We start from the raw sequence: 24,341 nt of genomic DNA, 5'->3' as shown, positions 1-24,341 counted from the left end.
GGGGTTGTGTGGGGGGGTGGGGGTGGGTGGGTGGGTGTGGGTGGCCCCCCCCGCCCGCTGGGGGTTCTCACCGGGGCCCACCGGCGGGGACGCCGCCGTCGGGCGTGGATGCCCGCGGTGCATCCGCCGCACTCGGGGACACCCTTGTCACCCTGGCGAGCGAGTCCCACGCTCGTGGGCCCGGGTTCCTCGGTGACGGCCGAGTTCCGCATTAGCGATACCCGGGGGTTTGAATACCTATGCGTGGGCGGAGTATTCGGCGAACCGATATGGGCACGGTGTGTTCCGTTGTTTCACCTACACCGGTGAGTAATACGGAAAACGGAAAGAAGCCGGGTTATTCCCGGCGGGGTCGTCCCACTATCGGGGACTGTTCCCGCGCTGCGCCCGGCGAGGACACTGGCCGGGGCGATCAGTGTTCAGGGTGGGAAAAACTCGGGGAGAAATGATGAAGATTGTTCGTGCGTTACTGCTCGTCCCGGTTGCGGCGATGCTCGCCACGGTCGGGCTGGCCGCCTCGGCGAGCGCCGAGGAAGCGGGGATTTCCGATGCTGTCAACAGGTTCGAGAACGCCAAGAGCCGGTGGTGCATCGACGACAGCATCCCGGCGGGGCTGCGTACCTTCGGCTGCAACACCTTGAAGTTCCAGCAGTTCACTGTCCACGTCTGGAACGACAAGACCCGGCAGCTGAAGAATGTCGCCACCGGCCGGTGTCTCGATGACAGCGACAAATTCGGCCTCCGCCCGCTGGGTTGCTGGCCGGGCGGAAACCCGAATTCGAAGTATCAGAGCTGGGTGGTGACCAAATCCGGCAAGTACCTGCGGTTCCAGAACCAGGCCACCAAGCGCTGCCTCACCGATATCGGCGGCGGCAAGCTCGTCACCAGGCCGTGCTCCGGTGAGGACATCCAGAAGTGGAGCTGATCAGCTGACGAGTTCGAGCAACCGGGACACGGGCAGGCCGGGGGAGCGGTGGCCGGCGCGGCCGATCATGGTTTCGGCGGCGAACAACGCGTTGAGCACCGCTTCCTCGACCGCGTGGACGACCGCCTCGAAGAAGACGTCGAGCCGGTTCCACGGGACGAAGCGCAGTTGCTCGTAGCCCGGCTCGCCGTCCGGGAACCCGCTGGTCAGCGCGCCGGGATTGCCGGTGGAGAACGCCAGGAAGATGTCACCCGAGAAATGGGACCCGGTGGTGCCGGTGCGGGCGAGCCCGAGCGGGACGCGGCGCGCGAGCGCCGTGCACTGATGTGGCAGGAGCGGCGCGTCGGTGGCGATGACGACGATGACCGAGCCGGCGCCCGGCGGCGTCCGCCAGTCGGTGTCCTCCATCGGATTGTCGTCGGCCAGCGCCGTGCCCGCCGGGACGCCGCATACGGTGAGTTCCCGGCGCGAGCCGAAATTGGCCTGGACGAACGCGCCGACGGTGTAGCTGTCCGGCCCGTGCGCGACCACCCGGGACGAGGTGCCGCTGCCGCCCTTGAAGGCGTAGCAGTTCATCCCGGTCCCGCCGCCGACGGAGCCCTCGGCGATCGGGCCGGACCGAGCGGCGTCGATCGCGGCCATCGCGTGCGCGGGCCGCAAGTGCGGCCCGTTGATGTCGTTGAGATAGCCGTCCCAGGTCTCGGCGACCACAGGCAGCAGCCACTGCTCGGCGAGCGCCGGTTTCTCGCGGACGACCCAGTCGATCACGCCGCGGTGGCACGGGCCCACGGCGTGCGTGTTGGTGATCAGCACCGGCAACCGGAGCGATCCGGTTTCGCTGAGCCACGACGTCCCGGTCATCTCGCCGTTGCCGTTGAGGGAAAACCAGCCCGCCGCGCACGGTACGTCGACGTCCGTCCTGCCGCGCGGGAGAACCGCCGTGACCCCGGTGCGGACGGCGTCCCCCTCGATCAGTGTCCGGTAGCCGACCTCCACCCCCGGTACGTCGGTGATCGCGTTGTGCGGACCGGTCAGTCCGGGCAAGGGGAGGCCGAGTTCGCGAGGCCGGGTCATGCGATGGCACCTTCCAGATCACAGCCGGTCGCATCGCACGCGTAGGCGAGCAGCAGGTTTTCGGCTTGGCGGGCGTCGAAGGTCGGCACGGACTGGGTGAGGTGCAGGCCGATGCCGTCTTCGAGCATGACGAGCTGGCGGGCGACGGTGGCCGCGTCGCGGGCCAGGGTGAACACGCCGGTCGCCGCGCCCGTTTCGAGAATGGTGGAGTACAGCGCGACCTGCCGTTCGCACAGCCGGATGTGCTGCGCGGCGTAGGCGGGATCGCGGCGGGCGAACGCGCCGAGTTCGTAGAGCAGGACGCACAGTTCGTCGTCGCGGCCCGACGGCAGCCCGGCGCGGATCGTCCCGAGCAGTTTGCGCCGGGGATCGGGCTCGCGCCGTGCGGCCTCCTCCCGGTCGACACAGAACCGTTCGACGGCTTCCCGCTGTACCTCGCGGAGCAGATCGGACAGCGCGGGGAAGTAGTAGAGCACCGAACCGGTGGACATGTCCGCCTGCTCGGCGACGTCCCGCAGCCGCAGGTCGACGACGCCGCGCCGCAGGACCGCCTCCCGGGCGGCATCGATGAGCTCGGCGCGTTTTTCGTGCGCCCTGCTGGGTCTGGCCATGTCGGTGATTCTCTACACAGCGGTCAGAAAACTCAATACCTGACCGCCGACACGCAGTCGTTACCGCCGAAGGGGTTGACGTGGGCGCGGTCACAGTTCTTTGATGCACTCTCAAAGAATCCGGCTCAGGAGGCATCCATGGCCGCGCACCTGCACCGAGGCCTCAAGCTCCTCGGCACCCTGTTCATCACCCTGTCGGCGATCTCCCCGGCGTCGTCGGTCTTCATCATCGCCCCCGGCGTCGTCACCCAGTCCGGGACGGGCGCGTTCCTGGCGTTCGTGATCGCCGGCGTGGTCGGGGTCTTCATGGCCTTCGTCTACGCCGAACTCGGCTCGGCGTATCCGCTCAGCGGCGGCGAATACGCGATCGTGGCCAGGACCTTCGGGCGCCTGCCCGGATTCGTCGTCCTCGGCCTGTTCATGGTCTCGCAACTGCTCATCATCGCGGTGATCGCGCTCGGCGTCGGCACCTATCTGTCGGTGCTCTTCCCCGGTCTGCACGCCCCGGTGGTCGCGGCGGTGACCACGGTCGTCGCCACCGTGCTGGCCGTGTTCGACATCAAGCTCAACGCCTGGGTGACCGGGACGTTCCTGGCCATCGAGATGATCGCGCTGGTCGTGGTGAGCGTGCTGGGTTTCTGGCATCCGCAGCGGTCGCTGGCCGAGCTCACGGTGCACCCGGTCGTCTCGGGTGGGAACGGCACGGTCGTCGCGGCTTCGATCGGGCTGATCGGCGCGGCCAGCGCTGTCGCGCTCTTCGCCTACAACGGGTACGGCGCGGCCGTGTATCTCGGCGAGGAAACCCATGACGCGCATCGCGGCATCGCCAAGACCATCCTGTGGGCGCTGGGTATCACGGTCGCCGCCGAGCTGATCCCGGTCACCGCCGTGCTGCTCGGTTCGCCTTCGCTGCCCGATCTGTTCGGCGCCGAGAACATGATGGACTACTTCATCACCGCCCGCGGCGGATCGGTGCTGAACGACGTCATCAGCCTCGCCGTGGCGCTGGCCATCCTCAACGCGGTCCTCGCCATCGTGCTCGTCACCGGCCGGATGGTGTTCAGTACCGGCCGCGACGCCGCCTGGCCGTCACCGGTGAGCCGGGCGCTGGCGAAGATCCATCCGCGTTTCGGCAGCCCGTGGATCGCCACCCTCGCGACCGGCGCTGTCGGCACCGCGTTCTGCTTCGCCGACAAGACATTCCTGCTGGTGGTCACCTCGACGACGATCATCGCCGTGTACGCCGCGCTGTGCGTCTCGACGATCACCGGGCGCCGCAACGGTTCCACCGCGCACGCCGCGTACCGCATGCCGTGGTTCCCGGTCGCGCCGATCCTCGCGCTCGTCGCCATCGGCTACGTCGTGTACCAGAACTTCCGCGACCCCGCGATCGGCCGCCCCAGCCTGTTCGTCACCCTCGGGATCGCCGTGGTGTTCGCCCTCTACTACCTGTTCGTGCTGCGGCGCCGGGGAACCTGGGAACTCCAGGGCGCGGCCGACGAAACTCCGGAGGTCAGCTCCCCGCCGCGCCGGTGAACGTCGCGGTCAGCGTGAACCGGTCGCCGCGCACGAGCGTGTGCCGCCATTCGAGCGGGACGCCCTTGGCGTGGCTGAGCCGGTGGATCGACAGCCCCGCCGAACCGGGCGCGCAGCCGAGCGTCGCGCAGTCGGCGGGAGTGAGGACGACGGCGCGGATCGTCTCCCGGCCCCGGTCGAGACGCAGGTTCGCGCACCGGGCCAGCACGGCGTAGACGCCGGTGTGCGTGAGATCGGCGTCGAGCAGGCAGCTCGCGCGGTCGGCCGGAAGCCAGACCCGGTCCAGTGCGAGGGGTTCTTCCCCGGCCAGGCGGAGCCGTTCGACGTGGACGAGCGGGGCGGAGCCGTCGAGCCCGAGGTGATCGGCGATCACCCCGTCGGCGTGCACGTCGAGCCTGCGGACCACGCTGCGCTGGCTGCGCTCGGTGGTGCGGACGGTGGCGTGCAGGCTGTAGAGGCTGCCCAGCGGCTGCTCGACGTCGCGGGCCGGATGCAGGCGCGGACGTTTTCCGCGTTCGGCGCTCACCACCCCGTCGGCACGCAGCTGGGTGAGCGCGCGGCGCACGGTCGTCCGGCTGACGCCGTACTCGGCGACCAGTTCGAGTTCGCCGGGGAACCGTTCGGCGAACTCCCCGGCCCGCAACCGTTCGAGCACGGCGTTCTGGATCCGCTGCCACAGGGGTTCACGGGCGGTGCCTGCCATCACTCTCCCCGGGTCGAAATGTCCCTACATTTGGTTGAGCCGCGAAACGATCGCACCCTAACGTTTCCTCCCGGACATTCGGTCCGGGGAGGTGGTCCTGGTGAGGAGAACACGGCACCGCGTCGTGATCATCGGCGGTGGCACCGCGGGAATCACCGTCGCGGCACGGCTCCGCCGGGCGGGACAGGCCGACGTCGTCGTGGTCGATCCCGCTGTCACGCACTACTACCAGCCGCTGTGGACCCTCGCCGGTGCGGGGCACGCGCCGATCGAGGAGAGCGCCCGGCCGCAGGCGTCGGTCATGCCGCGCGGGGTGCGGTGGATCCGGCAGGCGGCCGAACGGGTCGACCCGGACGAGCGCGAGGTCATGCTCGCCGACGGGAGTGTCCTCGGCTACGAACACTTGGTGCTGTGTCCCGGGATCCGGCTGGACTGGGACGGGATCGCCGGGCTGCGGCCCGCGCTCGGGACGGACGGCGTGGGCAGCAACTACGCCTACGAATCCGCGCCCGCGACGTGGAACGCCATCCGGAACACGCGGTCGGGGACGGCGGTGTTCGCGATGCCCGCCGGCCCGATCAAATGTGCCGGCGCTCCGCAGAAGATCGCCTATCTCGCCGCGGACCACTGGCGTCGTGAGGGCGTGCTCGGCGCCGTCGACGTGCACCTGATCCTGCCCACGCTCGGGTTGTTCGGCATTCCCGAGTACGCCGGCGTACTCGCGGAGGTGGTGCGCCGTTACGGCATCACCGTGCACTTCGAGAGTGAGGTCACGGCGGTACGGGCCGACGTCCGCGAACTGACCGTGCGCGGTCTCACCACCGGCGCGACGTTCGCGCTGCCTTACACGATGGCGCATCTCGTGCCCCCGCAGAGCGCGCCGGACTGGATTCGCGAGAGCGGGCTGGCGAACCCGGACGACCCCGGCGGCTACGCCGAGATCGACAAGCACACGCTCCAGCATGTCCGTCACCCTGACATCTTCGCGCTCGGCGACGCCGGCTCCTCGCCCAACTCCAAGACCGGCGCGGCGGTGCGCAAACAGGCCCCGGTCGTGGTGGCGAACCTGCTCGCCGCGCAGCGCGGCGCCCCGCTTCCGGCGCGGTACGGGGGATACGCGTCGTGCCCGCTGACGACCGCGCGGCGCAGGACTCTGCTGGCGGAGTTCGACTACTCGATGCGCCCGGCGCCGAGCATCCCGTTCCTCGACACCACGAGGGAACGGACCGACATGTGGTACCTCAAACGCCGCGGGCTGCCGTTCCTGTACTGGAACCTCATGCTGCGTGGCCGATTCTGAACGGGAGAACTTCTTGTCCGGCAAAGGAAACCTGGTCTTCATACAGTACTATGTGGACTGTCTGTCGCAGGCGTCCTACCTCGTCGGCGACCGCGGCACCGGGCGCGCGGTCGTGGTCGACCCGCGGCGGGACGTCAGTGCCTATCTCACCGACGCCGCGTCCCACGGTCTGCGGATCGAGCGGGTCGTCGAAACCCATGTGCACGCGGATTTCCTTTCCGGGCACCTGGAACTGGCCGCGGCCACCGGTGCCCGCGTCTGCTACGGCGACGCCGCGCGCGTGGACTTCCCGGTCGAGCTGCTCGCCGACGGGCAGCGTATTTCGCTCGGTGAGGTCGAACTGGAGATCCTGCACACGCCGGGACACACGCCGGAATCCGTCAGCGTCGTCGTCTGGGATTCCGAAGCCGTGCCGTACGGGGTGCTGACCGGCGACACGCTCTTCGTCGGCGACGTCGGCCGGCCCGATCTGCTGGGCGCGGACGGCTGGTCGTCGGACGCGCTGGCCAGGGCCCTGTACCGCTCGCTGCGCAAGCTGCTCACCCTGCCCGACAACACCCGGGTCTTCCCGGCGCACGGCGCCGGTTCCGCTTGCGGCAAGAACCTTTCCCGCGACACGAGCAGCACGATCGGGGCGCAGCGGCGGACCAACTACGCGCTCGCCCCGATGACCGAGGACGAGTTCGTCCGGACCGTCTGCGAAGGGCGATCACCCGCGCCCGCGTACTTCGCCTTCACCTCGGTGCGCAACCGCGAACAGCGCCCCACCCTCGCCGAGCACGAGCCGGTGCCGGACCTCCTGCCCATGGAAGTGGGCCCGGACGCGGTCGTGCTCGACACCCGGGACGCCGCCGAATTCGCCCGCTCCCACCTGCCGGGCGCGATCAACGTCGGTCTCGCCGGCCGCTTCGCCGAGACGGCGGGACAGGTGCTTCGCGCCGACGATCCCGTGGTGCTCGTCTGTGCGCCGGGCAAGGAAATCGAAGCCCGGAACCGCCTGGCACGCATCGGTTTCGACCGCGTCCTCGGCTGCATCGACGCGTCTTTGGCCGCTGGGCAGGTGTCCGTGCGGATGACCCCGGCCGATCTGGCCGACGTCCACCGCGAACGGCAGGTCGTCGACGTCCGTAACCCGGGGGAGGTGCGGACCGGCGGCGTGGTTCCGGGAGCGGTGCACGTTCCGCTGCCGGAACTGCTCGGCCGGCTCGGCGAACTGGACCCGGAACGGCCCACGGTCGTGTACTGCGCGGGTGGCTACCGCTCCTCGGCCGCCGCGTCCCTGCTGCGGGCGCGCGGGTTCGCCGACATCACCGATCTGGAAGGCGGCTTCACCGCCTGGGCCGGTTTCGCGGTCGACGGCGTCAGCCGAGCACCGTCCCGGCGCGTTTGACCGCGCGCAGCACCGGGGTCAGCTCGAACTGGCTGATGTCGGGCAGTTCGCCGAGCGTGCCGGTGATCACCTCGTACAGCTCGTCGACGTCGCGGGCGACCAGCGTCGCCACGACGTTCGAGCTGCCGCTGGTCACCGCGACCAGCCGGGTGGCCGGGCCGGCGGCGAGCAGCCCGCCGACCCGGGCTAGCCCGGCGGGCCGGACCGACAGCCACAGCACGGCCTCCATCCGGTAACCGAGCAACTCGGCGTCCACCTCGGTGGCCAGCCGGATGACGCCGCCCGCCAGCAGGCGGGCGACCTTGCGCCGGGCGGTGGACTCGGAGATCCCGGTGGCCCTGGCGAGATCCGAGTACGGCGTCCGGCCATCGGCGGCGAGGAGGTCGACCAGCCGCAGGTCGACGCCGTCCTGTTCGGGCGGCGTCGCCGACGGGGTGAAGACGGCGGGGGTGAGCGCGGCGGCCTTGTCCTCGTCGAGAAGCGGGGCGCGCCAGCCGAGCGACTCCGGGAAGATCTTCAGCAGCCGGTGGGTCCGCCACGACGTCACCGAGCTCATCGCCGGAAGATCCTTGAGCAGCAACGAACGCTGCTCCCGCGGGCCGGGGACGAACACGACCGCGTAGACCTCGTCGCCGCCTTCGAGACAGAGCACCTCGAGCGCGCTCGACAGCGCCGCGACTGCGTCCGCGACCAGCGGCGTGCGCCCCGGTTTGCATCGCAGCCGCAGCACCAGCGGGATGACGCCGGGCAGGCACATCGGGTTGCGGACCGCGGTCACCCGGACCACCCGGCCGCCCAGCAGCGGCCCCGCGCGGCGGACGACGGTGCGTTCCGAAACGCCGACGGCGGCCGCGACCTGGCCCCAGCTCGCGCGCCCGTTCACCTGCAGGGCGGCGACCAGCTTGCGGTCGACGTCGTCGAGGGCGTGCCGGGCGCCGGTCATGGGCTTGAGCCTACGCCGTTGTCGCGTTTCCGTCTGGAGAGCCGCCGATATGGCGTCTTTCGTGCACAAACAATCGCTCCAGGGCGTTAGTGAGTCTCCGGCGGGGTTGTGTGGAAGCAGAGCGAGTGAAGCGCATGGGAGGCGACATGGCCGAGCAGGACGAGAACCCCGTGGTCACCATCGAAGCCGGTGAGGTGCGCGGATACCGGGACGGCCGGGTGGCGGCGTTCCTCGGCATTCCGTATGCGGCGGCACCGCTGGGCGCGCTGCGGTTCGCCGCGCCGGAACGACCTGCGTCCTGGGAGGGGGTCCGGCCGGCCGTGCGCCCGGCCCCCGCGCCGATCCAGTCACTCGCGGGGGCGCCGGGCGGTGCCGTCCCGGCGGAACTGCCGGGAACGTCCGAGGACTGCCTGACCGTGAACGTGTGGACCCCGGCTGCCGAGCGGGGCGACCGGCTGCCCGTGCTGGTGTGGTTGCACGGCGGCGGCTTCGCCACCGGCGCGGGCTCGGCCGAGTGCTACTCGGGCGGGGAACTCGCGCGCCGGGGCGACGTCGTCGTGGTGACCGTCAACTACCGGCTGGGCGCGCTGGGCTACCTGTACCTGCCGGATCAGCGGCCGGGCGCCAACTTCGGCCTGCTGGACCAGGTCGCGGCGCTGGAGTGGGTGCGCGACAACGTCGCCGCGTTCGGCGGGGACCCGGCGCGGGTGACCGTGGCCGGGCAGTCCGCGGGCGCGTGCTCGATCCTCGCGCTGGCGACCATGCCGCACGCGCGGTCCCTGTTCGGCCGGGCCGTCCTGCAGAGCACACCGTTCGAAATGGACGGTCACGATCTCGCCCGGTCCGAGGAGGCCACCAAGATCTTCTGCTCGTGCGCGGGTGCCGGCGAAGACATCGAGGCATTGCGCGCGCTGAGCGCCGAGCAGGTGCTCGCGGCCCAACTGGAGACGGCCCGGCGCTGGGACGCGCCCAGCTACGCGGACCGGGCCTTCGTGCCGGTCGTCGACGGCACCGTCCTCACCACCGCGCCGGGACGGGCCGCGCTGTCCGGCAGCTTCGACGGGATCGACCTGATGATCGGCTGCACGGCGGATGAGGGTCTCTTCTTCCCCGAAGCGCAGTCGCTCTGGACGGCCGGTGAGCAGCCCCGGCTCACCGGCGACCTCGCCGAGGAGTACGCGAGGGTGGCGGCGCGCCGCCCGGCGGACCCGCCCGCGCGGGTGCTCGGCCAGGTGATCACGGACCGCTTCGTGGCCGGCAGCTTCGACCTCGCCGAATATCGGGCCCGCACCGGCGCTCCGGCGCACGTGTACTGGTGGCGCCGCCCCGGCGACGGCCCGGACGGGCGGCTCGGTGCTGCCCACTGTGCGGAACTCCCGTTCCTGTTCGACACCCTCGACGCCTGGCGGGGCTCGCCGCTGATCGGCGGGACCGCCGAAGAACACCGGTACCTCGTCGAACGGACCCAGACGGCCTGGCTTTCCTTTGTGGCCGGCGGAAATCCCGATCCGGACGGCGTGCTCGGCTGGCGGCCGTACACCACCGGCGACCGGCTCGCGCTCGCCTTCGACGTCCCGGTCGAGACCGTGTCCGATGTGGACGGACGTGCGCAGGCGAGCGGGCGCTAGGCTCGCCTCGCCCGGAGTACGGTCAGTCCAGGCGAAGGATGGTCTCCTCGATGTCGGTCTTCCGGGCCGGCGCGTAGGCGGACTCGGTGCCGACGATCGCGAAGCCCGCCTTGCGGAGGACACGCAGCGAGGCCGCGTTGTCACTGGCGGCGCGAGCGCGCAGCGGCCGGACGGAGACCTTCTCGAGCAGCAGCGCCAGGGCCCGGCTGGCGACACCCTGGCCCCAGGCACCGCGGTCGACCCAGTAGGTGATCTCGTTGTGGCCGTCGATAACGAAGCTGGCGATGCTCCCCACAAGCCGTCCCCCGAGGGTGATCGCCCAGTTCTCCGCGTCGGGATTCGCGAGCACTTTGCGCATGTGCTTGTCGAACGCTTCGCGATCATCGGGATCCTCCGCGGTGAACGCGGCCATCCAGACCGACTCGGGATCACGCATGAACTCGAACAACGTCCCCAGATCGGAGTCCTCGATCGGGCGTAGCGCCACCTCGTGCATGTACCTGCCTCCTTGTCGTGTGCCCCGCTCCGGACAAGCTAGCGCCCGCCACCGACAATTCAGGAGCGCTCGGCTTGCCGTCGCGGTCGGCCGCACTCGGAGAACCAGGGAGTGCGGAGGGGTAATGTTCCTTGGCTCAACGGGCAGCGTCCGCCGAATCGAATCCGCCGAACGGGGACGTCGCACCGTCGGTGTAGCGGGAGCCGCGGGTACGGCGTTGCCTGGTCGTCACGGGTGGGAAGTCTCGAAGAGGGCTGTGACGACAGGTCTTCAGCGGCGTTCCGGCCGTGTCGTACTGTGCCGCCAGCAGAATCCCGTCGAGCCGAAGGATTGTCACTCCCCATGTCGGAACACCTCGTGAACGTCCTCACTGTGAGCCAGGGGTCGACCGGTCAGGGGCCGGGAATCCTCGGCTTTCTCATGATCGCCGTGGGTATCGGCTTCGCCCTCTTCTTCCTGGCGGCCTTGTTCGGCGTCCTGGGCGCGAACATCGGCTGCGGCGCGAAGATCCTGTGGTTCTTCGTGATTCTCGCGCTGCCGTTCCTGGGAAGCCTGCTGTGGTTCGTCGTGGGTCGCCGGACCGCCGACCCACGAGCCTGACTCAGCCCGCAGCCGGCGACGCCGCGGGCGGCGTGCCAGCCACCGTCGCGTTCGCGGCAGTTGCGGTTCTCCTTTACGAGGCTTGCGACCGGTGCCGGTCTGCTCACCACTCCGGCCGCTCCACCCTGATCACCCGCTCCACGCCGAGATCGCTGCTGGAGGGTGAGTTCACCGATCACCTGGGCTATGACAAGCACGACCCGGCCGGCCGCGGGACCGGGACGCGAGCTTCGAGCCGAAGATCGTGGCGAAGCGGCAGAAGCGCCGGACCGAGGTCGACGAGATGGTGATCTCCTTGGCTGCCAAGGGTTTGACCGTTGGGGAGAACTCCGCGTAGCAGTTTCCGCTACGCCGGGCGTCAGCACTGGGTCGCGAGCGCCAAGGCGTTCAAGCCGGTCTCCACCGCCCCGGCCGAGGCCGCCGCGCGCGAGCAGTTCGCCGCGATCGAGAGCGTCAACGCCCGCATCCGCCGCGCCGTCAAAGCCCACGGTCACTTCCCTAAAGAACAAGCCGGACTCAAGTGTGTCTACCTGGCGATCATGAGCCTCGACCCGACCGGCACCGGCCACAAACCTTTAGACGGTGATGGGTAGGTGGAGGATGTTGCGTCTGGGGGTGCGTAACGGATCCACGTAATCTGGCGGAATAAATTCGGGGAGTCCGTCCTCGGCGATGCGGACTGTCCAGTCGGCTTTGTGCAGGAGTCGGTGATGCGTGCCGCAGAGCAGGACGAGATTCCGGAGGATGGTGAGTCCGCCGTTCATCCACTCGAGCAAATGGTGGGCGTCGCAATGTCGGGGCTTGCGATGACACCCGGGAAATGCGCAGCCACCGTCCCGGATGATCAGCGCTTTGCGGAGCGCGGGGGTGACCAATCGCTTGGCACGCCCGAGATCGAGGGGCTCACCCTTGCTGCCGAGGACTGCGGGGATGACCTGACAGTCACAGGCCAGCATGCGGGCTTCGGTCGCGGAGATCTGCGAGACCATGTCCAGGCAGGCGGTGCCCAGCTTCGACTTCAAGTCCTCCAGGGTCACGGTGACCAGGAGTTGGGCGCGGTCGCCGCCGGGCACGTCCGGCACGTTGGCGAGCATCGCGACAGCCTCACCGAAAGCTTCCCCGTACCGCTGGGAAGGTGACCGCAGGTCCGGCCACTTGTCCTCCCCAGCAGGCCGGGGTGCGGCCAGGGGATCGAGGAGGGTGCTCAGCCGGGTTCCGGTGATGGGGTCGAGCTGTCCGTCGATGTCGAACCAGCCGTCCTTGCGCTGCCGCACCCGCAACTCCGGCTTCCGCTCCGACGGATCCGGATCCTCCGGCGGCTTCCCGTCCTGATCCATCCGCGCCAGCAACTCGTTAGCGGCCTTCACCACTTCCTGAGGTGACGCGTGACGGGCCAGCTCCACCAGAATCTTCTCCGCCTTGCTTCTGTCCTCTTCGGACACAAAGCTCGGGACCTTCTTCAGGAAACGGAGGATCTTCTCGCTGTGATGCGGGCTGATCTCGCCATCGAGCGCGGCAGCGCCGGTTGCTGGCGCCACCGCGGGGAGTTCGGTACCGTCGATGTTACGGCCGGGATTCAACCCGTGGGCCCGATCGAGATACTTTTTGGCGTCACCACGCGACATCCGCCCCATATGCGCGAACCACGCCGCGGTGGAGCCGTAGCCGTACAGTTTGGACGCGCCGCGAGAGTCGATCTCCGCGAGGTACTGACCAAGCTCGGCGTCCAGACGCCACAGGGCTTCCAGTCGGGTACGCACCTCGTCGGCGAGTTCACGACCGGATCGCCGCCACAGCTCCTGCGGCGGTTCCAGAGTGGACAGATTCCCGGACACACCACCATCATACCGCGCCGGATAGAACGTATGTGCGACACGAATGGGTGGACTGCGGTCGATCCGTGGCGACGATGTGGTGCCTCATTCTCGATGAGGCCTTCTTGCATTTGGTCCTTTGTGGACATTGATGTGACGAAGGGAGCTTTCAGGGCGCTCAGTGCTGTGAAGGCGTCCTTCACGGCATTCGGCAGGTGAGTCCACCCCAGCCCCCAGGGGCTCCCCGTGTAAGCAGGCAGCGTCGCTCGACGTCCCGAACGCTCCACTGGAGACGTTCATCGTCCCGAACGCGTCGTTCGGGACATCGCCCGCGCGCCGGAACTACGCGCCGGACCGCTGGAAAGCCGTGCGATAGCTGGTCGGACTGGTCCCGACCACGCGTTTGAACCGTTCGCGGAACGCCGTCGGGGAGCCGAATCCCACCTGCGACGCGATGCGGTCGACCGGATGGCCGGTGGCTTCGAGCAGGTACTGCGCCTGGCGGACGCGGGCGCGCAGCAGCCATTGCAGCGGGGTGGTGCCGGTCTGTTCCCGGAAGCGGCGGTTGAGGGTGCGGGTGCTCATCCCGGCCTGGCGGGCGACGTCCTCGAGGGTGAGGTCCCGCCCGGTGTTGTCCTCCAGCCAGCGCAGCACGGGTTCCAGTTCGGAGCCTCGCGGTACGGGCGGCTGGTCGTGCACGATGAACTGGGCCTGCCCGCCCTCGCGTTCCAGGGGCATCACGGACAGCCGGGCGGTGTCGGCCGCGACCGCCGAACCGTGGTCGCGGCGGATCATGTGCAGGCACAGGTCGAGGCCCGCCGCGGCCCCGGCCGAGGTGAGGAACTGTCCATTGTCGACATAGAGCACGTCGGGGTCGACGTCGACGGCGGGATGGAGCCGGGCCAGTGCGCCGGCCGCGAGCCAGTGGGTGGTCGCGCGAAGACCGTCGAGCAGGCCGGTGGCCGCGAGGATGAAGGCGCCCGAGCAGATCGACGCGAGGCGTGTCCCGTGGGCCGCCGCTTTCCGGATCGCGTCGAGAGCCTCGTCCGGGACGGGCGCGAAGACGTCTTCGCAGCCGGGCAGGATGATCGTGTCCGCCTCCGCCAGTGTTTCCAGGCCCCAGCGGAGCTGGAGGGTGAACGCCCCGGCGTCGACCGTCGGCGTGACCCCGCAGACCCGGACGCGGTAGGCGGGGCGGCCGTCGGGCAGGCGTGTGCGGGTGAACGCGTCGATCGGCGTGGACAGGTCGGACGGGAGGACCTTGTCCAGCGCCAGGACTGCCACGGTGTGCATGGCAACACTGTAAGCATGCCGGTGAATCCGGCCAAGCGCGCCGACCAGGCGACTCGGTCACCCGGCCTGGGCGAGGCATCTGGCGGGAATCCGGTGAAAGGTGGCAATCCAGCCACTTCTCCCGATCTTCGGCGGCGGCTAGCGTCGGGCCCGCCGAAGCCGAGGAGGAACCAGCGCGTGACCAAGGTCCTGCTTTCGATCCACGTACTGGCCGCGATCATCGCGATCGGGCCGGTGACCATCGCGGCTAGCATGTTCCCGGCCGCGACCCGCCACGCGCTGGCCGCGCCGGACCGTGACCCCGCGGTACTCCGCACGCTGCACCGCATCTGCCGTGTCTACGCCGTGGCCGGGATCGCCGTCCCGGTGTTCGGGCTGGCCACGGCGAGCGGTCTCGGCGTGCTCGGCGACACCTGGCTGATCCTCTCGATCGTGCTGACCGCGGTCGCGGCCGCTGTCCTGACGCTGCTCGTCCTCCCCAGGCAGAACGCGGTGCTCACCGGTTTGGCGGCGCACGAGGAGCCCGACCGGAAGGCGCCCGCGCGGCTGGCCATGTACACCGGAATGTTCAACCTGCTGTGGGCCGCGGTCACCGTGCTGATGATCGTCCGCCCCGGTTCGACGACGGGCGCCTGACGTGCGGCCGTTGCGGATCGCGGCAGGCTGATCGTCCTGAAACGGCTCGCTCGCGCACTACGCTGAACCCATGAAGGGTCTCCTCCTGCGACTGTCCGCTGTGGACACTGACGCCGAGGCGGCGGTCCGGGTGATCGCCTACTTCGACGAACTGGTCGCGCACGGCGCCGGGCTGCCGGACCTGGTCCGCGCCACGGCATCGCTCGCGGGATGCGTCGCGGGCCTGCGGCGCGACGGCGAACGGCCGCTGCGGTTCAAGCCGGGTGGTGAGCCGGCCGAAGGCGAGGAACGGATATCGGTGTCGGCGGATCTGGGCGATGACCCGGCAGGCATGGTGTGGCTGGAACGGGCGGACGGTCCGGGCAGGCTCGACGACCTCGTGCTGGAGCGCTTCGCCATCGCGGCCCGGCTGCTCGCGCGGCCGGTGCCTGCCAGGACGCCGCAGCTGGCCGATCCCGCGCTCGTCGAACTGGTGCTCGGCGAGCAGGCGGCGGACGAGGACCGCGCGCGGGCGTTGCGCCTACTGGGATTGGACGCCGCGAAGCCGGTGCGGGTCGTGGCGGTCGGCACCGAGGACGGCGGAGATCCGGGCGCGGCGGCGGTCGCGCTCGTCGCGCGGGGCGGGGCGTTGCCGCCGGTGCGGGTGGCGGTGGTCGGCGGGGTCGCGGCCGTGGTGGTCCAGCCGCGGGCAGGCACCGCTGTGGTGGTCCCGGCGCTGCGTGCCGCACTCGCCGAGCGAGCCAGGGAGCGCAGTTCCGCCGGGTCCGTCCGGGTCGGCGTCGGTGACGCTGTCGACGGGCTCGGCGCCCGGCGGTCGTGGCTGCAGGCACGGCTGGCCGAGCGGTTCGCGGTACCCGGCACCGAGGCGGTGGTCGAGCACGGCGAACTCGGCCCGCTCACCCTCCTCGCGGAGATCCCGATCGAGCGGTTGCGCGCCCACGACGACGTCCGTGCCCTCGACGCGCTGGCCGCGACGCCGACCGGAGCTGTCGACGTCGCGACCCTGGAAGCCTTCTGCCGCACGGGTTCCCTGCGGCAGGCGGCCGCCGTGCTGCACCGGCACCACAGCTCGGTGGCCGCCCGGCTCGCCCACGTCGAGGACGCGCTCGGCTGGCGGCTGGACGAACCGGACGACCGCTTCCGCGCCCGGCTGGCGCTGCTCGCCCGCAGGCTCGCGACCCGGGACTGAGCGTCAGGCCGGCTCCACGCCCAGCACCCTGGCCAGCACCGCGAGCCGCTCGGCCGCTTCCCGTTTGCTGATCTTCGCGTGCTCCACGATGGCGGAACCGTGGAACGTGCCGGGGAACAGGTGCAGTTCGACGGTGACCCCGGCGGCGAGCAGCGCCTGGGCGTAGGCGATCCCCTCGTCGCGCAGCGGGTCGAACTGCATCGTGGAGATGTAGGCGGGCGGCAGGCCGGTGAGGTCGGTCGCCCGCGCGGGCGCGGCGTGGACGGGGACGTTCTCGGTGCCGCGGACCCCGGCGCCGAGGTAGTGGTCCCAGCTGAGTTCCGCGCGTGGCCGGTTCCACAGCGGGGTGTCGACGAACGCGCGCATGCTGGGCGTTTCGAGGCGGTCGTCCAGTTCGGGAATGCCGAGGAACTGGAACGCGATCGACGGCCCGCCCCGGTCCCGTGCCAGCAGGGCGAGCGCGGCACACAGCCCGCCACCGGCGCTTTCGCCGTGGATCACGATCCTGGCCGGATCGACGCCGAGCTCGTCGGCGTGTTTCGCGGTCCAGACCAGCGCCGCATAGCAGTCCTCGAGCCCGGCCGGGAACGGCGCTTCGGGCGCCAGCCGGTAGTCCACGGACACCACCACGACGCCGAGGTCGCGGGCGAGGCCGACGTTGCTCGCGTGGTCGATCTCGAGGTCGCCGACGATGAACCCGCCACCGTGCACGTCGAGGATCGCGGCGGGCGCGGCGACCCGTTCGGGCGTGTAGATCCGCACCCGGACGTCCGGGGCGTCCTCCGGGCCGGGCACGAACTCCTCGCGGATGGTGACGCCGGTGGTGTCGATGTCGCCGTACAGTTCGGCGACGGCCTCGTTCAGCATCGACCGCGCGGTGGCCAGATCCGTGAGGTCGGTCGCCGGCAGCATCGGAATGGCCGCGGCGATCTCGGGATCGAATGCGTAGGTCACGGTGTCTCCACGGGTTCGGGACGGGGAGTCCTATTCTCGTCGGCCGCCGAGCCGGTGATCATCCGCCACGCGTCGCCGGAACGGCCGGGGCGGACCGACGATCGTGCAGCTCGCCGGTGCGGGACCGGAGCAGCCACGCGGTCAGGACTCCACCGGCCAGCGCGATCCCACCGCAGAACAGCAGCACCGTGACGATCGCCCCGGTCGTGTCCGCGCCGTGGCCGCCGTAGAGCGTGCCGCACAGGGCGACACCCAGCGCGAGCCCGAGCTGACGGGAGCTGTTCGCCGCCGCGCCCGCGGTACCCCCGTAGGTGGCGGGCACGGCGGCGATGGCCACCGCCGGGAACACCGGGGACACCATCCCGGCGCCGAGTCCGGTGAGCACCAGCGCGGGCAGCAGCGCGACCCAGTTCGGCGCGGCCAGCGCGGCGAGCCCGGTGACGCAGCCGAGTCCGATGAGGACGGTCGCGCCGCCGAGCACGAGGCCGGGCGGGAGGCGGTGCAGCCGGTCGCTGATCAGCGCCGAGGTCAGGAAGAAGACCACGACCTGCACGGTCAGTACCAGGGAGGTGCCCGCCGGGCTGAGCCCGGTGGTGTCCTGCAGCCACACCGAAAGCACCGGCAGCGCACCGAAAGCGGCGAGGTAGTAGGCGAAGGCGACGACCAGTACTCCGATGAACGCGGGGGTGCCGAAGAGCTTCGCCGGCACCATCGGCGCCGGATGGCGGCGTTCGGCGAGCAGGAACAGCACCAGCGCGACCACGGCGACCGCCGCGCCGAGCACGGTCCCCGTCGCGGCCCAGCCGTGGTCCCCGCCGTTGATCACGGTGAAGGTCAGCGCCGACACGGCCACGGTGAAGGTGACGATGCCGGGGAAGTCGACGCGGTTGCCCGTGCGTTCGCTTTCGCGGAGCGACGTGACGGCCAGGACGAGCGCGAGGGCGCAGATCGGCAGCGAGACGAAGAAGATCCAGCGCCAGCCGAGCAGTTCCGCCAGCATGCCGCCCGCCACGGTGCCGACCGCGCCCGCGGCCCCGGCCACCGTGCCCCACACCGCGAACGCCCGCGCCCGTGCCCGGCCGGTGTAGGTGAGGCCCACGAGCGGCAGGATCGTCGCGAACATCGCGGCGCCCGCGACGCCCTGGACGGCGCGGGCGGCGATCAGCACGCCGACCGAGTCCGCGATCCCGCAGGCCAGCGTCGCCAGGCCGAAGGTGACCAGCCCGGCGAGATAGACCCGCTTGCGGCCGAGGTTGTCGGCGAGCGAGCCCATGCCGAGCAGCAGACCGGCGAGTGCCACGGTGAAGACGTCGACGATCCATTGCCGGGTGCCGAAGCCGCCGCCGAGTTCGGCGCCGATGCGCGGCAGGGCCACGGTGACGATCGTGGTGTAGAGGATGAGGAGGAAGGTGCCGAGACAGGCGGCCACGAGCGGGCGCCAGGACACGGGATTCCGGTCGAGTGTGGGTCGCATGATCCGAACGATGGTGTAATGGTCTTGTGCGTGAGAACCATTACTACGCGGAGATCCTGCGGCTGGTGACCGACATCACCAACGATCCGCCCGCCGGCCTCGCGGATCTCCGGCGGCGCTGTGCCAGGGCCTATCTCAGTCCCGACATCCCCGCCGGGCCGCAGGACCTCGAGGACATCCGCGCGCTGGGGGTCTGTTGGGCCGAGATCGTCGACGCCGGAACCGAGCAAGGCCGCGTCGACCTGCTCAACGCGTTGCTCGCCAAGGCCGCCGCCTATCCGCGGATCACCAATCACGACGACTGCGCCGGCTGGCACCTGCACTACCGCGACGACGGCGTCCGGCTCGCCGCGGTGCTGCGCGCGGTCGTCGGCGTCGCCGCGGCACAGCATCTCACCGAACTGGGCATGCACCGGCTCGGTCGGTGCGCGCTCGAAGAGTGCCGGGCGGCGTTCGTCGACTTCACCCGCGGCGGCGCGCAACGCTACTGCACGCGGGTGTGCGCGAACCGGGACGCCGTCCGCCGGCACCGGCGGCGGACTCAGCCGGTCGGCTGAGCCGCTCAGCCGACCGGCTGAGCGGGACTTTCAGCCCTGGATCCGGGACATCGCCCGATGTCCGGCGATGGCGATTTCGCGACGCTGGGAGTGTCCACTTTCGCCGTCGAGAAGGAAGAACGCCATGAACACACGGACGCGGACCGCCGCGCTCTCCGACGAAGACCTGAAACACCCGCACAGCCTGAGGGCGTTCCGCGGGCTCAAGCTGCTCGTCACCGGCTACCTGGGCCTCAGCGTGCTGACGCTCGTGGCCATCTTTCTGCTTCGCCACGACACCGAGATGGTGACCGACGCCGTCTGGGTCCGGGTGACCATCGTCGTCCTCAGCGCGTTGCTGACCTTCGCCTTCACCAGGGGCGTCGCGCGCGGGTCCCGGCGATCCTTCCTCCGGTTGCGCATCGTCTCGGGCGTCATGGTCGTCGCGATCGCGGTGATCATCGCCGTCCCCGGCCTGTTCCCGCTGTGGCTCAGGATCGAACAGGGCGTGTGCGGGGTGCTGCTGCTCGGCGTGGTGGTGATCGTCAACGGGAAACACCTCCGTGCGAAGTTCGCCAAGTAGGCGCGGCTCCGCCGCCGTGAGATCGTGGGTGGCGCGGAGTCACCGAGGAGGGCGCAGATGAGCAGTCCCGCGCTGGACCCGGGGCAGCAGCTGAAGCGCCCGGTCATCACCGTCATGCCGTATGCGCTGCTGGCGGCCTTGATGGTCTTCACCGTGGCGGTCAGGAAATCGGCGCCGGACGCCCTGATGGTCGATCTGGTGCTGGGCGCGCTGTGCGCGGCCTGGATGCTGGGGATGTTCACGCTGCGTCCCGGATGGCGTCACCGTCCGGCCGTGATGGCCGTGTTCGTCGGCGTGCTGACCGTGCTCACGCTGATCCTCTCGATCGACGCTCCGTGGTTCGGCGTCTTCACGCCCGCGCTCTACATCTACGCGTTCCGGCTCCTGCCCTGGCCGGGGCAGCTGCCAGGGGTCGCCGCGGTGGCGGTCGTGGCGGGGACCGCGCAGGCGTACGCGGTGGACAAGACGACGTTCACCGGCTGGCTGGTCTACGCCTGTGTCGTGCTGGCGAACGCGCTCCCGTTGTGCCTGTTCGCCTGGTTCGCCTGGCGTGCCGAACTCCAGAACGAGGAACGCAAACGGGCGCTCGCGGAGCTGGCCCGTGCCAACCGCAGGCTCGAGGCGTCCGCGGCGGAAAACGCGGAACTGCAGGAGCAGCTGCTGGTCCAGGCGAGGGAGGCGGGCGTGGTCGGCGAACGGCAGCGGATGGCGCGCGAAATCCACGACACCCTGGCGCAGGGACTCACCGGGATCATCACCCAGCTGCAGGCGGCCGAGCACGCGGGCGACGATCCGGAGGGCTGGCGCGGGCACGTCCGCACCGCGACCGGGCTGGCGCGTGAGAGCCTGTCCGAGGCGCGGCGGTCGGTGCACGAACTGCGCCCGGCGCCACTGCAGGCGGCCGTACTGGGCGAGGCGGTGGCCGAGGTCGCCGAGCGGTGGTCGGCGCTGCACGGGATTCCGGTCCGGGTGACCACGACCGGGCGGGCCCGTCCGATGCGGCCGGAGGCGGAGTTCGCGCTGCTGCGGACCGCGCAGGAGGCACTCGCCAACGTCGCCAAGCACGCGGGAGCGACAAGGGTGGGGGTGACATTGTCCTATTTGGACACCGAGGTGGCGCTGGACGTCCGGGACGACGGCAGGGGTTTCGACCAGGCCGGCGGCGGTGTGCGGGCGGACGGCGGATTCGGGCTGGTCGCGATGCGCGAGCGGATCGAGGGACTGGCCGGCACCGTGCGGATCGAATCGGAACAGGGGGAGGGCACGGCGGTGTCGGCGTCGGTCCCGGCCGAACCGGCGGGAGCGCACCCGTGACCGGCACCGAAGCCCCGGTCACGCTGTTGATCGTCGACGACCATCCGGTGGTCCGGGACGGGCTCGCCAGTATGTTCGCGCGGGATCCGGAGTTCGCGGTGCTCGGTGCGGCGGCCGACGGCGCCGAAGCGGTGCGGCTGGCCAAGGAACTGGCCCCCGACGTCGTCCTGATGGACCTGCGGATGCCCGGGATGGACGGGCTGACCGCGATCGCCGAGCTGGCCAGGGAGGGCGTCACCGCCCGGGTGCTGGTCCTGACCACCTACGACACCGACAGCCACGTGCTGCCCGCGATCGAGGCGGGCGCGACCGGCTATCTGCTCAAGGACGCGCCCCGCGACGAGCTGCTGCGGGCGGTCCGGTCGGCCGCCCGGGGCGACGCGGTGCTCTCGCCTTCGGTGGCCGCCCGGCTGATGAGCCGGTTCCGGGCACCGGCGACGGGACCGTTGAGCCGCCGCGAAATCGAGGTCCTGGAGCTGGTGGCGGCCGGATCCACGAACCGGGAGGCGGCGGCGAAGCTGTTCATCAGCGAGGCCACGGTCAAGAGCCACCTGCTGAACATCTACGGCAAGCTTGGCGTCGGCGATCGCGCCGCGGCGGTCGCCGAGGCGTTCAGCCGCGGCCTGCTCACACCGGGGACGCCCTGACCTCTCCTGTCTCTTCTGTATGATACAGATTTATGACAGGTTCGCGGTCGCAGTGGCTCGCGGGTGAGCTGCGGGAACGGATCGCGCTCGGCGACTACGGCCCGTCCGGGGCGCTGGAGAGCGAGGCCGAGCTGGGCCGCCGGTACGAGGTCAGCCGGGTGACGGTCCGGCGGGCGCTCGAACAGCTGCGGGACGAGGGGCTGCTGGCTTCCCGCAAGGGGGCGGGCTGGTACGTCGTCTCGGGCACGTCGTTCGGGCAGTCGCTGGCGCTGGGTACGTTCCAGCACGCCTCGTCGGCGATCGCGGACGCCGGGGTCCCGCTCGTCCGCACGGTCGTCGAGTACGGCTACGGCGTTCCGCCCCGCGGGGTGGCCCGGCTGCTGGCCGTGCCCGCCGACGCCGAGACATTGCGGGCCCAGGTGCTGCGGCGCGCGGGCCCGACCCCGCTCGACGTGGTCACCGAATGGGTGCCGCTGGCATGGGCGGCGCCGGTCAGCCGGGCCGACGCGGAGCATCCGGGGATCTGGGAGACCTTGCGCCGCAACGGAAACCAGGTCGCCGCCGTCCGGCAGAGCATCGCCGCCGCGGCCGCGGGCCGTCGGGAGGCGGACCTGCTCGAACTGCCGGAGCACACGCCCGTCCTGCTGATCCGGCGGCTCGCCGTCGGCCAGGACGGCACGCCGATCGCGCTGTCCGAACACCGCTACGCGGGCCATCGCTTCCGGCTGGACGTGGAGTTCCGCGGCTGGCCCGCCACCGCGGGCGCCGAACCACCCGGCGTGGCACCGAACATTCCCGAACCGGACCAGGAAGGCTGACATGCGGATACTCGTCACCGGCGCGGCCGGCTTCATCGGTTCCCACTTCACCCGGCACTGGGTACGCGAACATCCCGGCGACCACGTCGTCGCCCTCGACGCGCTGACCTACGCCGGCAACGAGGCCAACCTGGCCGACGTGCGGGACCGGATCACCTTCGTGCGCGGCGACATCGCCGACGCCGAACCGGTGCTGCGCGAGCACCGCGTCGAGGTGATCGTCAACTTCGCGGCCGAGTCGCACAACAGCCTCGCCGTGCTCGATCCCGGATTGTTCTTCCGTACCAACGTTCTCGGCACGCAAAGCCTGCTGGAGGCCGCTCGCCGCACGGGGGTGGACCGCTTCCATCACATCTCCACCTGCGAGGTCTACGGAGATCTCGCGCTCGACGCCGAGCAGGCGTTCACCGAGGAGTCGCCGTACCGGCCGCGCACGCCCTACAACGCCAGCAAGGCCGGGGCCGACCACGCGGTCCGCGCCTACCACGAGACCTACGGCCTGCCGGTCACGATCACCAACTGCGCCAACAACTACGGCTCGCACCAGTTCCCGGAGAAGGTGCTGCCGCTGTTCGTCACCCACGCGCTGGACGGCAGGCCGCTGCCGGTCTACGCGTCCAAACACCACCGTCGCGAATGGATTCACGCGCTCGACCACGCTCGCGCCGTAGCCGCGGTGCTCGAGGAGGGCCGCGTCGGCGAGACCTATCACGTCGGTACCGGTGTCGAGGCCAGTGTGGACGAGATCGCGGACCTGGTACTGGCCGAGCTCGGCCTGCCCGCGTCGTGGAAGAAAGAGGTGCCGGACCGGCCGGGACACGACCGCCGTTATCTGCTGGACTCCGGCAAGATCCGCCGGGAGCTGGGCTGGCGGCCGGAGGTGGACTTCGGCGCGGGGGTGCGGGAGACCGTCCGCTGGTACGCGGACAACCGCGACTGGTGGGAACCACTGCGCGGGCGTTCCCCGGTGACCGAAGGGGCATGGGCCTCCTAGCCGCCCGGCCGGTGCCCGGGACGGGCAGGGGAGTCCGGACGCGCACCTGCCCTTTGGGGTGCGTGATCCACGTCCCGGCGGCGACATACTCGCCTGGTGCGGGGAATTCGCCCCGCCGGTCGTGAACACGCAGGGGGAATCATGGAACGGAGAATCCGGGGACTCAAGACCGCGCTGGTCCTCGCCACCGCGGGAGTGGCGGCGCTGGTGGGCGTTCCCGCCGCGCAGGCCGCGACGGGCCCCGCGCCCGTGGGCGCGAGCAGCACGCTCGAGGTGAAGAGCGCGGTGTGGGGCGAGCTGCACGTGGGCGACTGCCAGCAGAACAACGGCACCATGGTCATCCGCTCGGACGGCACGGGCGACTGGAGCGCGACCACGTTCACCTATCACACGCACTCCGGTGACGTCTGGCATTCCAGTTTCGACTTCTACACCACGGCCGGGTATCACCTGTTCGGCGCCGGCACGTTCGACAGCCCGCGCATGAGCGACGGGAACCCGCCGCCGAAGTACAACTGGGGCGGGCACTTCACGTTCAACCCGGCCGACTTCAACGGCGTCGACATCTACAAGACCATCCAGCACTCGCGGTGCTGACAGGTCCATTGTGGACGTAGCAGGCGGTCCGGGGCGATGCTCCGGGCCGCCCGCGCTCGTGCGCTCCCGCCCCGCTCCGCTGGTCCGCGGAGCGCGGCGTTGCGGGTGTCCCGGCATACGGTGTCAGGCCCGGGAACCGGCACACCGGGCAAACACGGCATGACAGAGCACTCCGCGGCGTGTCGCCTGTCGCGGTGGCCGCCCAGGGGGAGAAAAAAAAACACAAAAAAACCAGATAGGGACACGCAGGGGTGGGGGAGGCCGCCCCCCCCACTGAGGGACACGC

Annotated in this window: 25 protein-coding genes and 1 pseudogene; 17 read left to right on the top strand and 9 right to left on the bottom strand. The window is 70.5% G+C overall.

The window, feature by feature from the left end; genetic code table 11:
• The first annotated feature begins 445 nt into the window (after nucleotides 1-445).
• Complete coding sequence (locus ACFWX1_RS01530; protein ID WP_378382850.1) at nucleotides 446-925, top strand: RICIN domain-containing protein; 480 nt, start codon at nucleotides 446-448, stop codon at nucleotides 923-925.
• Here the strand turns inward: ACFWX1_RS01530 and ACFWX1_RS01525 are convergent, their stop codons facing one another.
• On the bottom strand, nucleotides 926-1,999 hold the full coding sequence (locus ACFWX1_RS01525; protein WP_378382849.1) for a P1 family peptidase: 1,074 nt from the start codon (nucleotides 1,997-1,999) through the stop codon (nucleotides 926-928).
• Nucleotides 1,996-2,610: a TetR/AcrR family transcriptional regulator gene (locus ACFWX1_RS01520; RefSeq protein ID WP_378382848.1), complete on the bottom strand. Its 615-nt coding sequence runs from the start codon at nucleotides 2,608-2,610 to the stop codon at nucleotides 1,996-1,998. Before ACFWX1_RS01520 ends, ACFWX1_RS01525 begins: the two co-directional genes overlap by 4 nt.
• A 138-nt stretch (nucleotides 2,611-2,748) precedes the next feature.
• On the opposite strand from ACFWX1_RS01520, the gene ACFWX1_RS01515 reads away from it, so the two are divergent.
• Complete coding sequence (locus ACFWX1_RS01515; RefSeq protein WP_378382847.1) at nucleotides 2,749-4,146, top strand: APC family permease; 1,398 nt, start codon at nucleotides 2,749-2,751, stop codon at nucleotides 4,144-4,146.
• Here the strand turns inward: ACFWX1_RS01515 and ACFWX1_RS01510 are convergent.
• Entirely contained in the window at nucleotides 4,124-4,849 is a 726-nt protein-coding gene (locus tag ACFWX1_RS01510) for a GntR family transcriptional regulator (RefSeq protein ID WP_378382846.1), read from the bottom strand. The genes ACFWX1_RS01515 and ACFWX1_RS01510 overlap by 23 nt on opposite strands.
• A 100-nt stretch (nucleotides 4,850-4,949) precedes the next feature.
• On the opposite strand from ACFWX1_RS01510, the gene ACFWX1_RS01505 reads away from it, so the two are divergent.
• Together ACFWX1_RS01505 and ACFWX1_RS01500 are read left to right on the top strand one after the other, a co-directional pair.
• On the top strand, nucleotides 4,950-6,149 hold the full coding sequence (locus ACFWX1_RS01505; RefSeq protein ID WP_378382845.1) for an FAD-dependent oxidoreductase: 1,200 nt from the start codon (nucleotides 4,950-4,952) through the stop codon (nucleotides 6,147-6,149).
• The gene (locus ACFWX1_RS01500) at nucleotides 6,136-7,539 is read left to right on the top strand and encodes a rhodanese-like domain-containing protein (protein WP_378382844.1); all 1,404 of its coding nucleotides are present in this window, start codon (nucleotides 6,136-6,138) and stop codon (nucleotides 7,537-7,539) included. The genes ACFWX1_RS01505 and ACFWX1_RS01500 overlap by 14 nt, the downstream gene beginning before the upstream one ends.
• Here the strand turns inward: ACFWX1_RS01500 and ACFWX1_RS01495 are convergent.
• Entirely contained in the window at nucleotides 7,511-8,482 is a 972-nt protein-coding gene (locus tag ACFWX1_RS01495; protein ID WP_378382843.1) for an Lrp/AsnC family transcriptional regulator, read from the bottom strand. The two genes, ACFWX1_RS01500 and ACFWX1_RS01495, sit on opposite strands and share 29 nt — an antisense overlap.
• A 134-nt stretch (nucleotides 8,483-8,616) precedes the next feature.
• Between ACFWX1_RS01495 and ACFWX1_RS01490 the strand changes: the two genes are divergently transcribed.
• Nucleotides 8,617-10,110, top strand: a complete 1,494-nt coding sequence (locus ACFWX1_RS01490) for a carboxylesterase/lipase family protein (protein WP_378382936.1) — start codon at nucleotides 8,617-8,619, stop codon at nucleotides 10,108-10,110.
• Nucleotides 10,111-10,132: 22 nt separating this feature from the next.
• Here the strand turns inward: ACFWX1_RS01490 and ACFWX1_RS01485 are convergent, their stop codons facing one another.
• Complete coding sequence (locus tag ACFWX1_RS01485) at nucleotides 10,133-10,606, bottom strand: GNAT family N-acetyltransferase (protein ID WP_378382842.1); 474 nt, start codon at nucleotides 10,604-10,606, stop codon at nucleotides 10,133-10,135.
• Between the two features lie 342 nt (nucleotides 10,607-10,948).
• Here ACFWX1_RS01485 and ACFWX1_RS01480 point away from each other — a divergent pair, with 342 nt between their 5' ends.
• From ACFWX1_RS01480 to ACFWX1_RS01470, 3 genes and pseudogenes are all read left to right on the top strand, one after another.
• Complete coding sequence (locus ACFWX1_RS01480) at nucleotides 10,949-11,206, top strand: PLD nuclease N-terminal domain-containing protein (protein ID WP_378382841.1); 258 nt, start codon at nucleotides 10,949-10,951, stop codon at nucleotides 11,204-11,206.
• Between the two features lie 244 nt (nucleotides 11,207-11,450).
• Nucleotides 11,451-11,543 (top strand): hypothetical protein, encoded by a 93-nt coding sequence (locus ACFWX1_RS01475; protein ID WP_378382840.1) that lies wholly within the window; start codon nucleotides 11,451-11,453, stop codon nucleotides 11,541-11,543.
• Nucleotides 11,539-11,778: pseudogene (locus ACFWX1_RS01470) on the top strand (transposase); the annotation flags it as partial. The gene ACFWX1_RS01475 and the pseudogene ACFWX1_RS01470, both read left to right, overlap by 5 nt.
• A 3-nt stretch (nucleotides 11,779-11,781) precedes the next feature.
• On the opposite strand, the gene ACFWX1_RS01465 reads toward ACFWX1_RS01470, so the two are convergent.
• On the bottom strand, nucleotides 11,782-12,966 hold the full coding sequence (locus ACFWX1_RS01465; protein ID WP_378382839.1) for a DUF222 domain-containing protein: 1,185 nt from the start codon (nucleotides 12,964-12,966) through the stop codon (nucleotides 11,782-11,784).
• 396 nt (nucleotides 12,967-13,362) lie between these two features.
• Entirely contained in the window at nucleotides 13,363-14,313 is a 951-nt protein-coding gene (locus ACFWX1_RS01460) for a GlxA family transcriptional regulator (RefSeq protein ID WP_378382838.1), read from the bottom strand.
• Nucleotides 14,314-14,490: 177 nt separating this feature from the next.
• Here ACFWX1_RS01460 and ACFWX1_RS01455 point away from each other — a divergent pair, with 177 nt between their 5' ends.
• Together ACFWX1_RS01455 and ACFWX1_RS01450 are read left to right on the top strand one after the other, a co-directional pair.
• Nucleotides 14,491-14,949 carry a DUF2269 family protein gene (locus ACFWX1_RS01455; protein WP_378382837.1) on the top strand — a complete coding sequence of 153 codons (459 nt, stop codon included), beginning with the start codon at nucleotides 14,491-14,493 and terminating at the stop codon, nucleotides 14,947-14,949.
• A 70-nt stretch (nucleotides 14,950-15,019) separates the two neighbouring features.
• Entirely contained in the window at nucleotides 15,020-16,138 is a 1,119-nt protein-coding gene (locus ACFWX1_RS01450) for a helix-turn-helix domain-containing protein (RefSeq protein ID WP_378382836.1), read from the top strand.
• Nucleotides 16,139-16,141: 3 nt separating this feature from the next.
• Here ACFWX1_RS01450 and ACFWX1_RS01445 read toward each other — a convergent pair whose 3' ends face one another.
• Nucleotides 16,142-17,092, bottom strand: coding sequence for an alpha/beta hydrolase (locus tag ACFWX1_RS01445; RefSeq protein ID WP_378382835.1), 951 nt, complete (start codon nucleotides 17,090-17,092; stop codon nucleotides 16,142-16,144).
• A 58-nt stretch (nucleotides 17,093-17,150) separates the two neighbouring features.
• The gene (locus tag ACFWX1_RS01440) at nucleotides 17,151-18,566 is read right to left on the bottom strand and encodes an MFS transporter (protein WP_378382834.1); all 1,416 of its coding nucleotides are present in this window, start codon (nucleotides 18,564-18,566) and stop codon (nucleotides 17,151-17,153) included.
• Between the two features lie 26 nt (nucleotides 18,567-18,592).
• Between ACFWX1_RS01440 and ACFWX1_RS01435 the strand changes: the two genes are divergently transcribed.
• The 7 genes from ACFWX1_RS01435 to ACFWX1_RS01405 all read left to right on the top strand — a co-directional run bounded on the left by ACFWX1_RS01435 (nucleotide 18,593) and on the right by ACFWX1_RS01405 (nucleotide 24,055).
• Complete coding sequence (locus ACFWX1_RS01435) at nucleotides 18,593-19,123, top strand: CGNR zinc finger domain-containing protein (RefSeq protein WP_378382833.1); 531 nt, start codon at nucleotides 18,593-18,595, stop codon at nucleotides 19,121-19,123.
• A gap of 124 nt (nucleotides 19,124-19,247) precedes the next feature.
• Entirely contained in the window at nucleotides 19,248-19,685 is a 438-nt protein-coding gene (locus tag ACFWX1_RS01430) for a hypothetical protein (RefSeq protein WP_378382832.1), read from the top strand.
• Nucleotides 19,686-19,742: 57 nt separating this feature from the next.
• Nucleotides 19,743-20,999, top strand: coding sequence for a sensor histidine kinase (locus ACFWX1_RS01425; RefSeq protein WP_378382831.1), 1,257 nt, complete (start codon nucleotides 19,743-19,745; stop codon nucleotides 20,997-20,999).
• Nucleotides 20,996-21,646, top strand: coding sequence for a response regulator (locus tag ACFWX1_RS01420; RefSeq protein WP_378382830.1), 651 nt, complete (start codon nucleotides 20,996-20,998; stop codon nucleotides 21,644-21,646). The genes ACFWX1_RS01425 and ACFWX1_RS01420 overlap by 4 nt, the downstream gene beginning before the upstream one ends.
• A 32-nt stretch (nucleotides 21,647-21,678) precedes the next feature.
• Entirely contained in the window at nucleotides 21,679-22,464 is a 786-nt protein-coding gene (locus ACFWX1_RS01415) for a GntR family transcriptional regulator (protein ID WP_378382829.1), read from the top strand.
• 1 nt (nucleotide 22,465) lies between these two features.
• The gene (gene rfbB, locus ACFWX1_RS01410) at nucleotides 22,466-23,458 is read left to right on the top strand and encodes a dTDP-glucose 4,6-dehydratase (protein WP_378382828.1); all 993 of its coding nucleotides are present in this window, start codon (nucleotides 22,466-22,468) and stop codon (nucleotides 23,456-23,458) included.
• Nucleotides 23,459-23,599: 141 nt separating this feature from the next.
• The gene (locus tag ACFWX1_RS01405; protein WP_378382827.1) at nucleotides 23,600-24,055 is read left to right on the top strand and encodes a DUF6294 family protein; all 456 of its coding nucleotides are present in this window, start codon (nucleotides 23,600-23,602) and stop codon (nucleotides 24,053-24,055) included.
• Nucleotides 24,056-24,341 lie beyond the last annotated feature (286 nt).

The organism is Amycolatopsis sp. NPDC059021 (genome assembly GCF_042739895.1).
GTDB lineage: Bacteria > Actinomycetota > Actinomycetes > Mycobacteriales > Pseudonocardiaceae > Amycolatopsis.
Note: the sequence above shows the minus strand (reverse complement) of the source record. Positions and strands in the feature narration are given on the sequence as shown.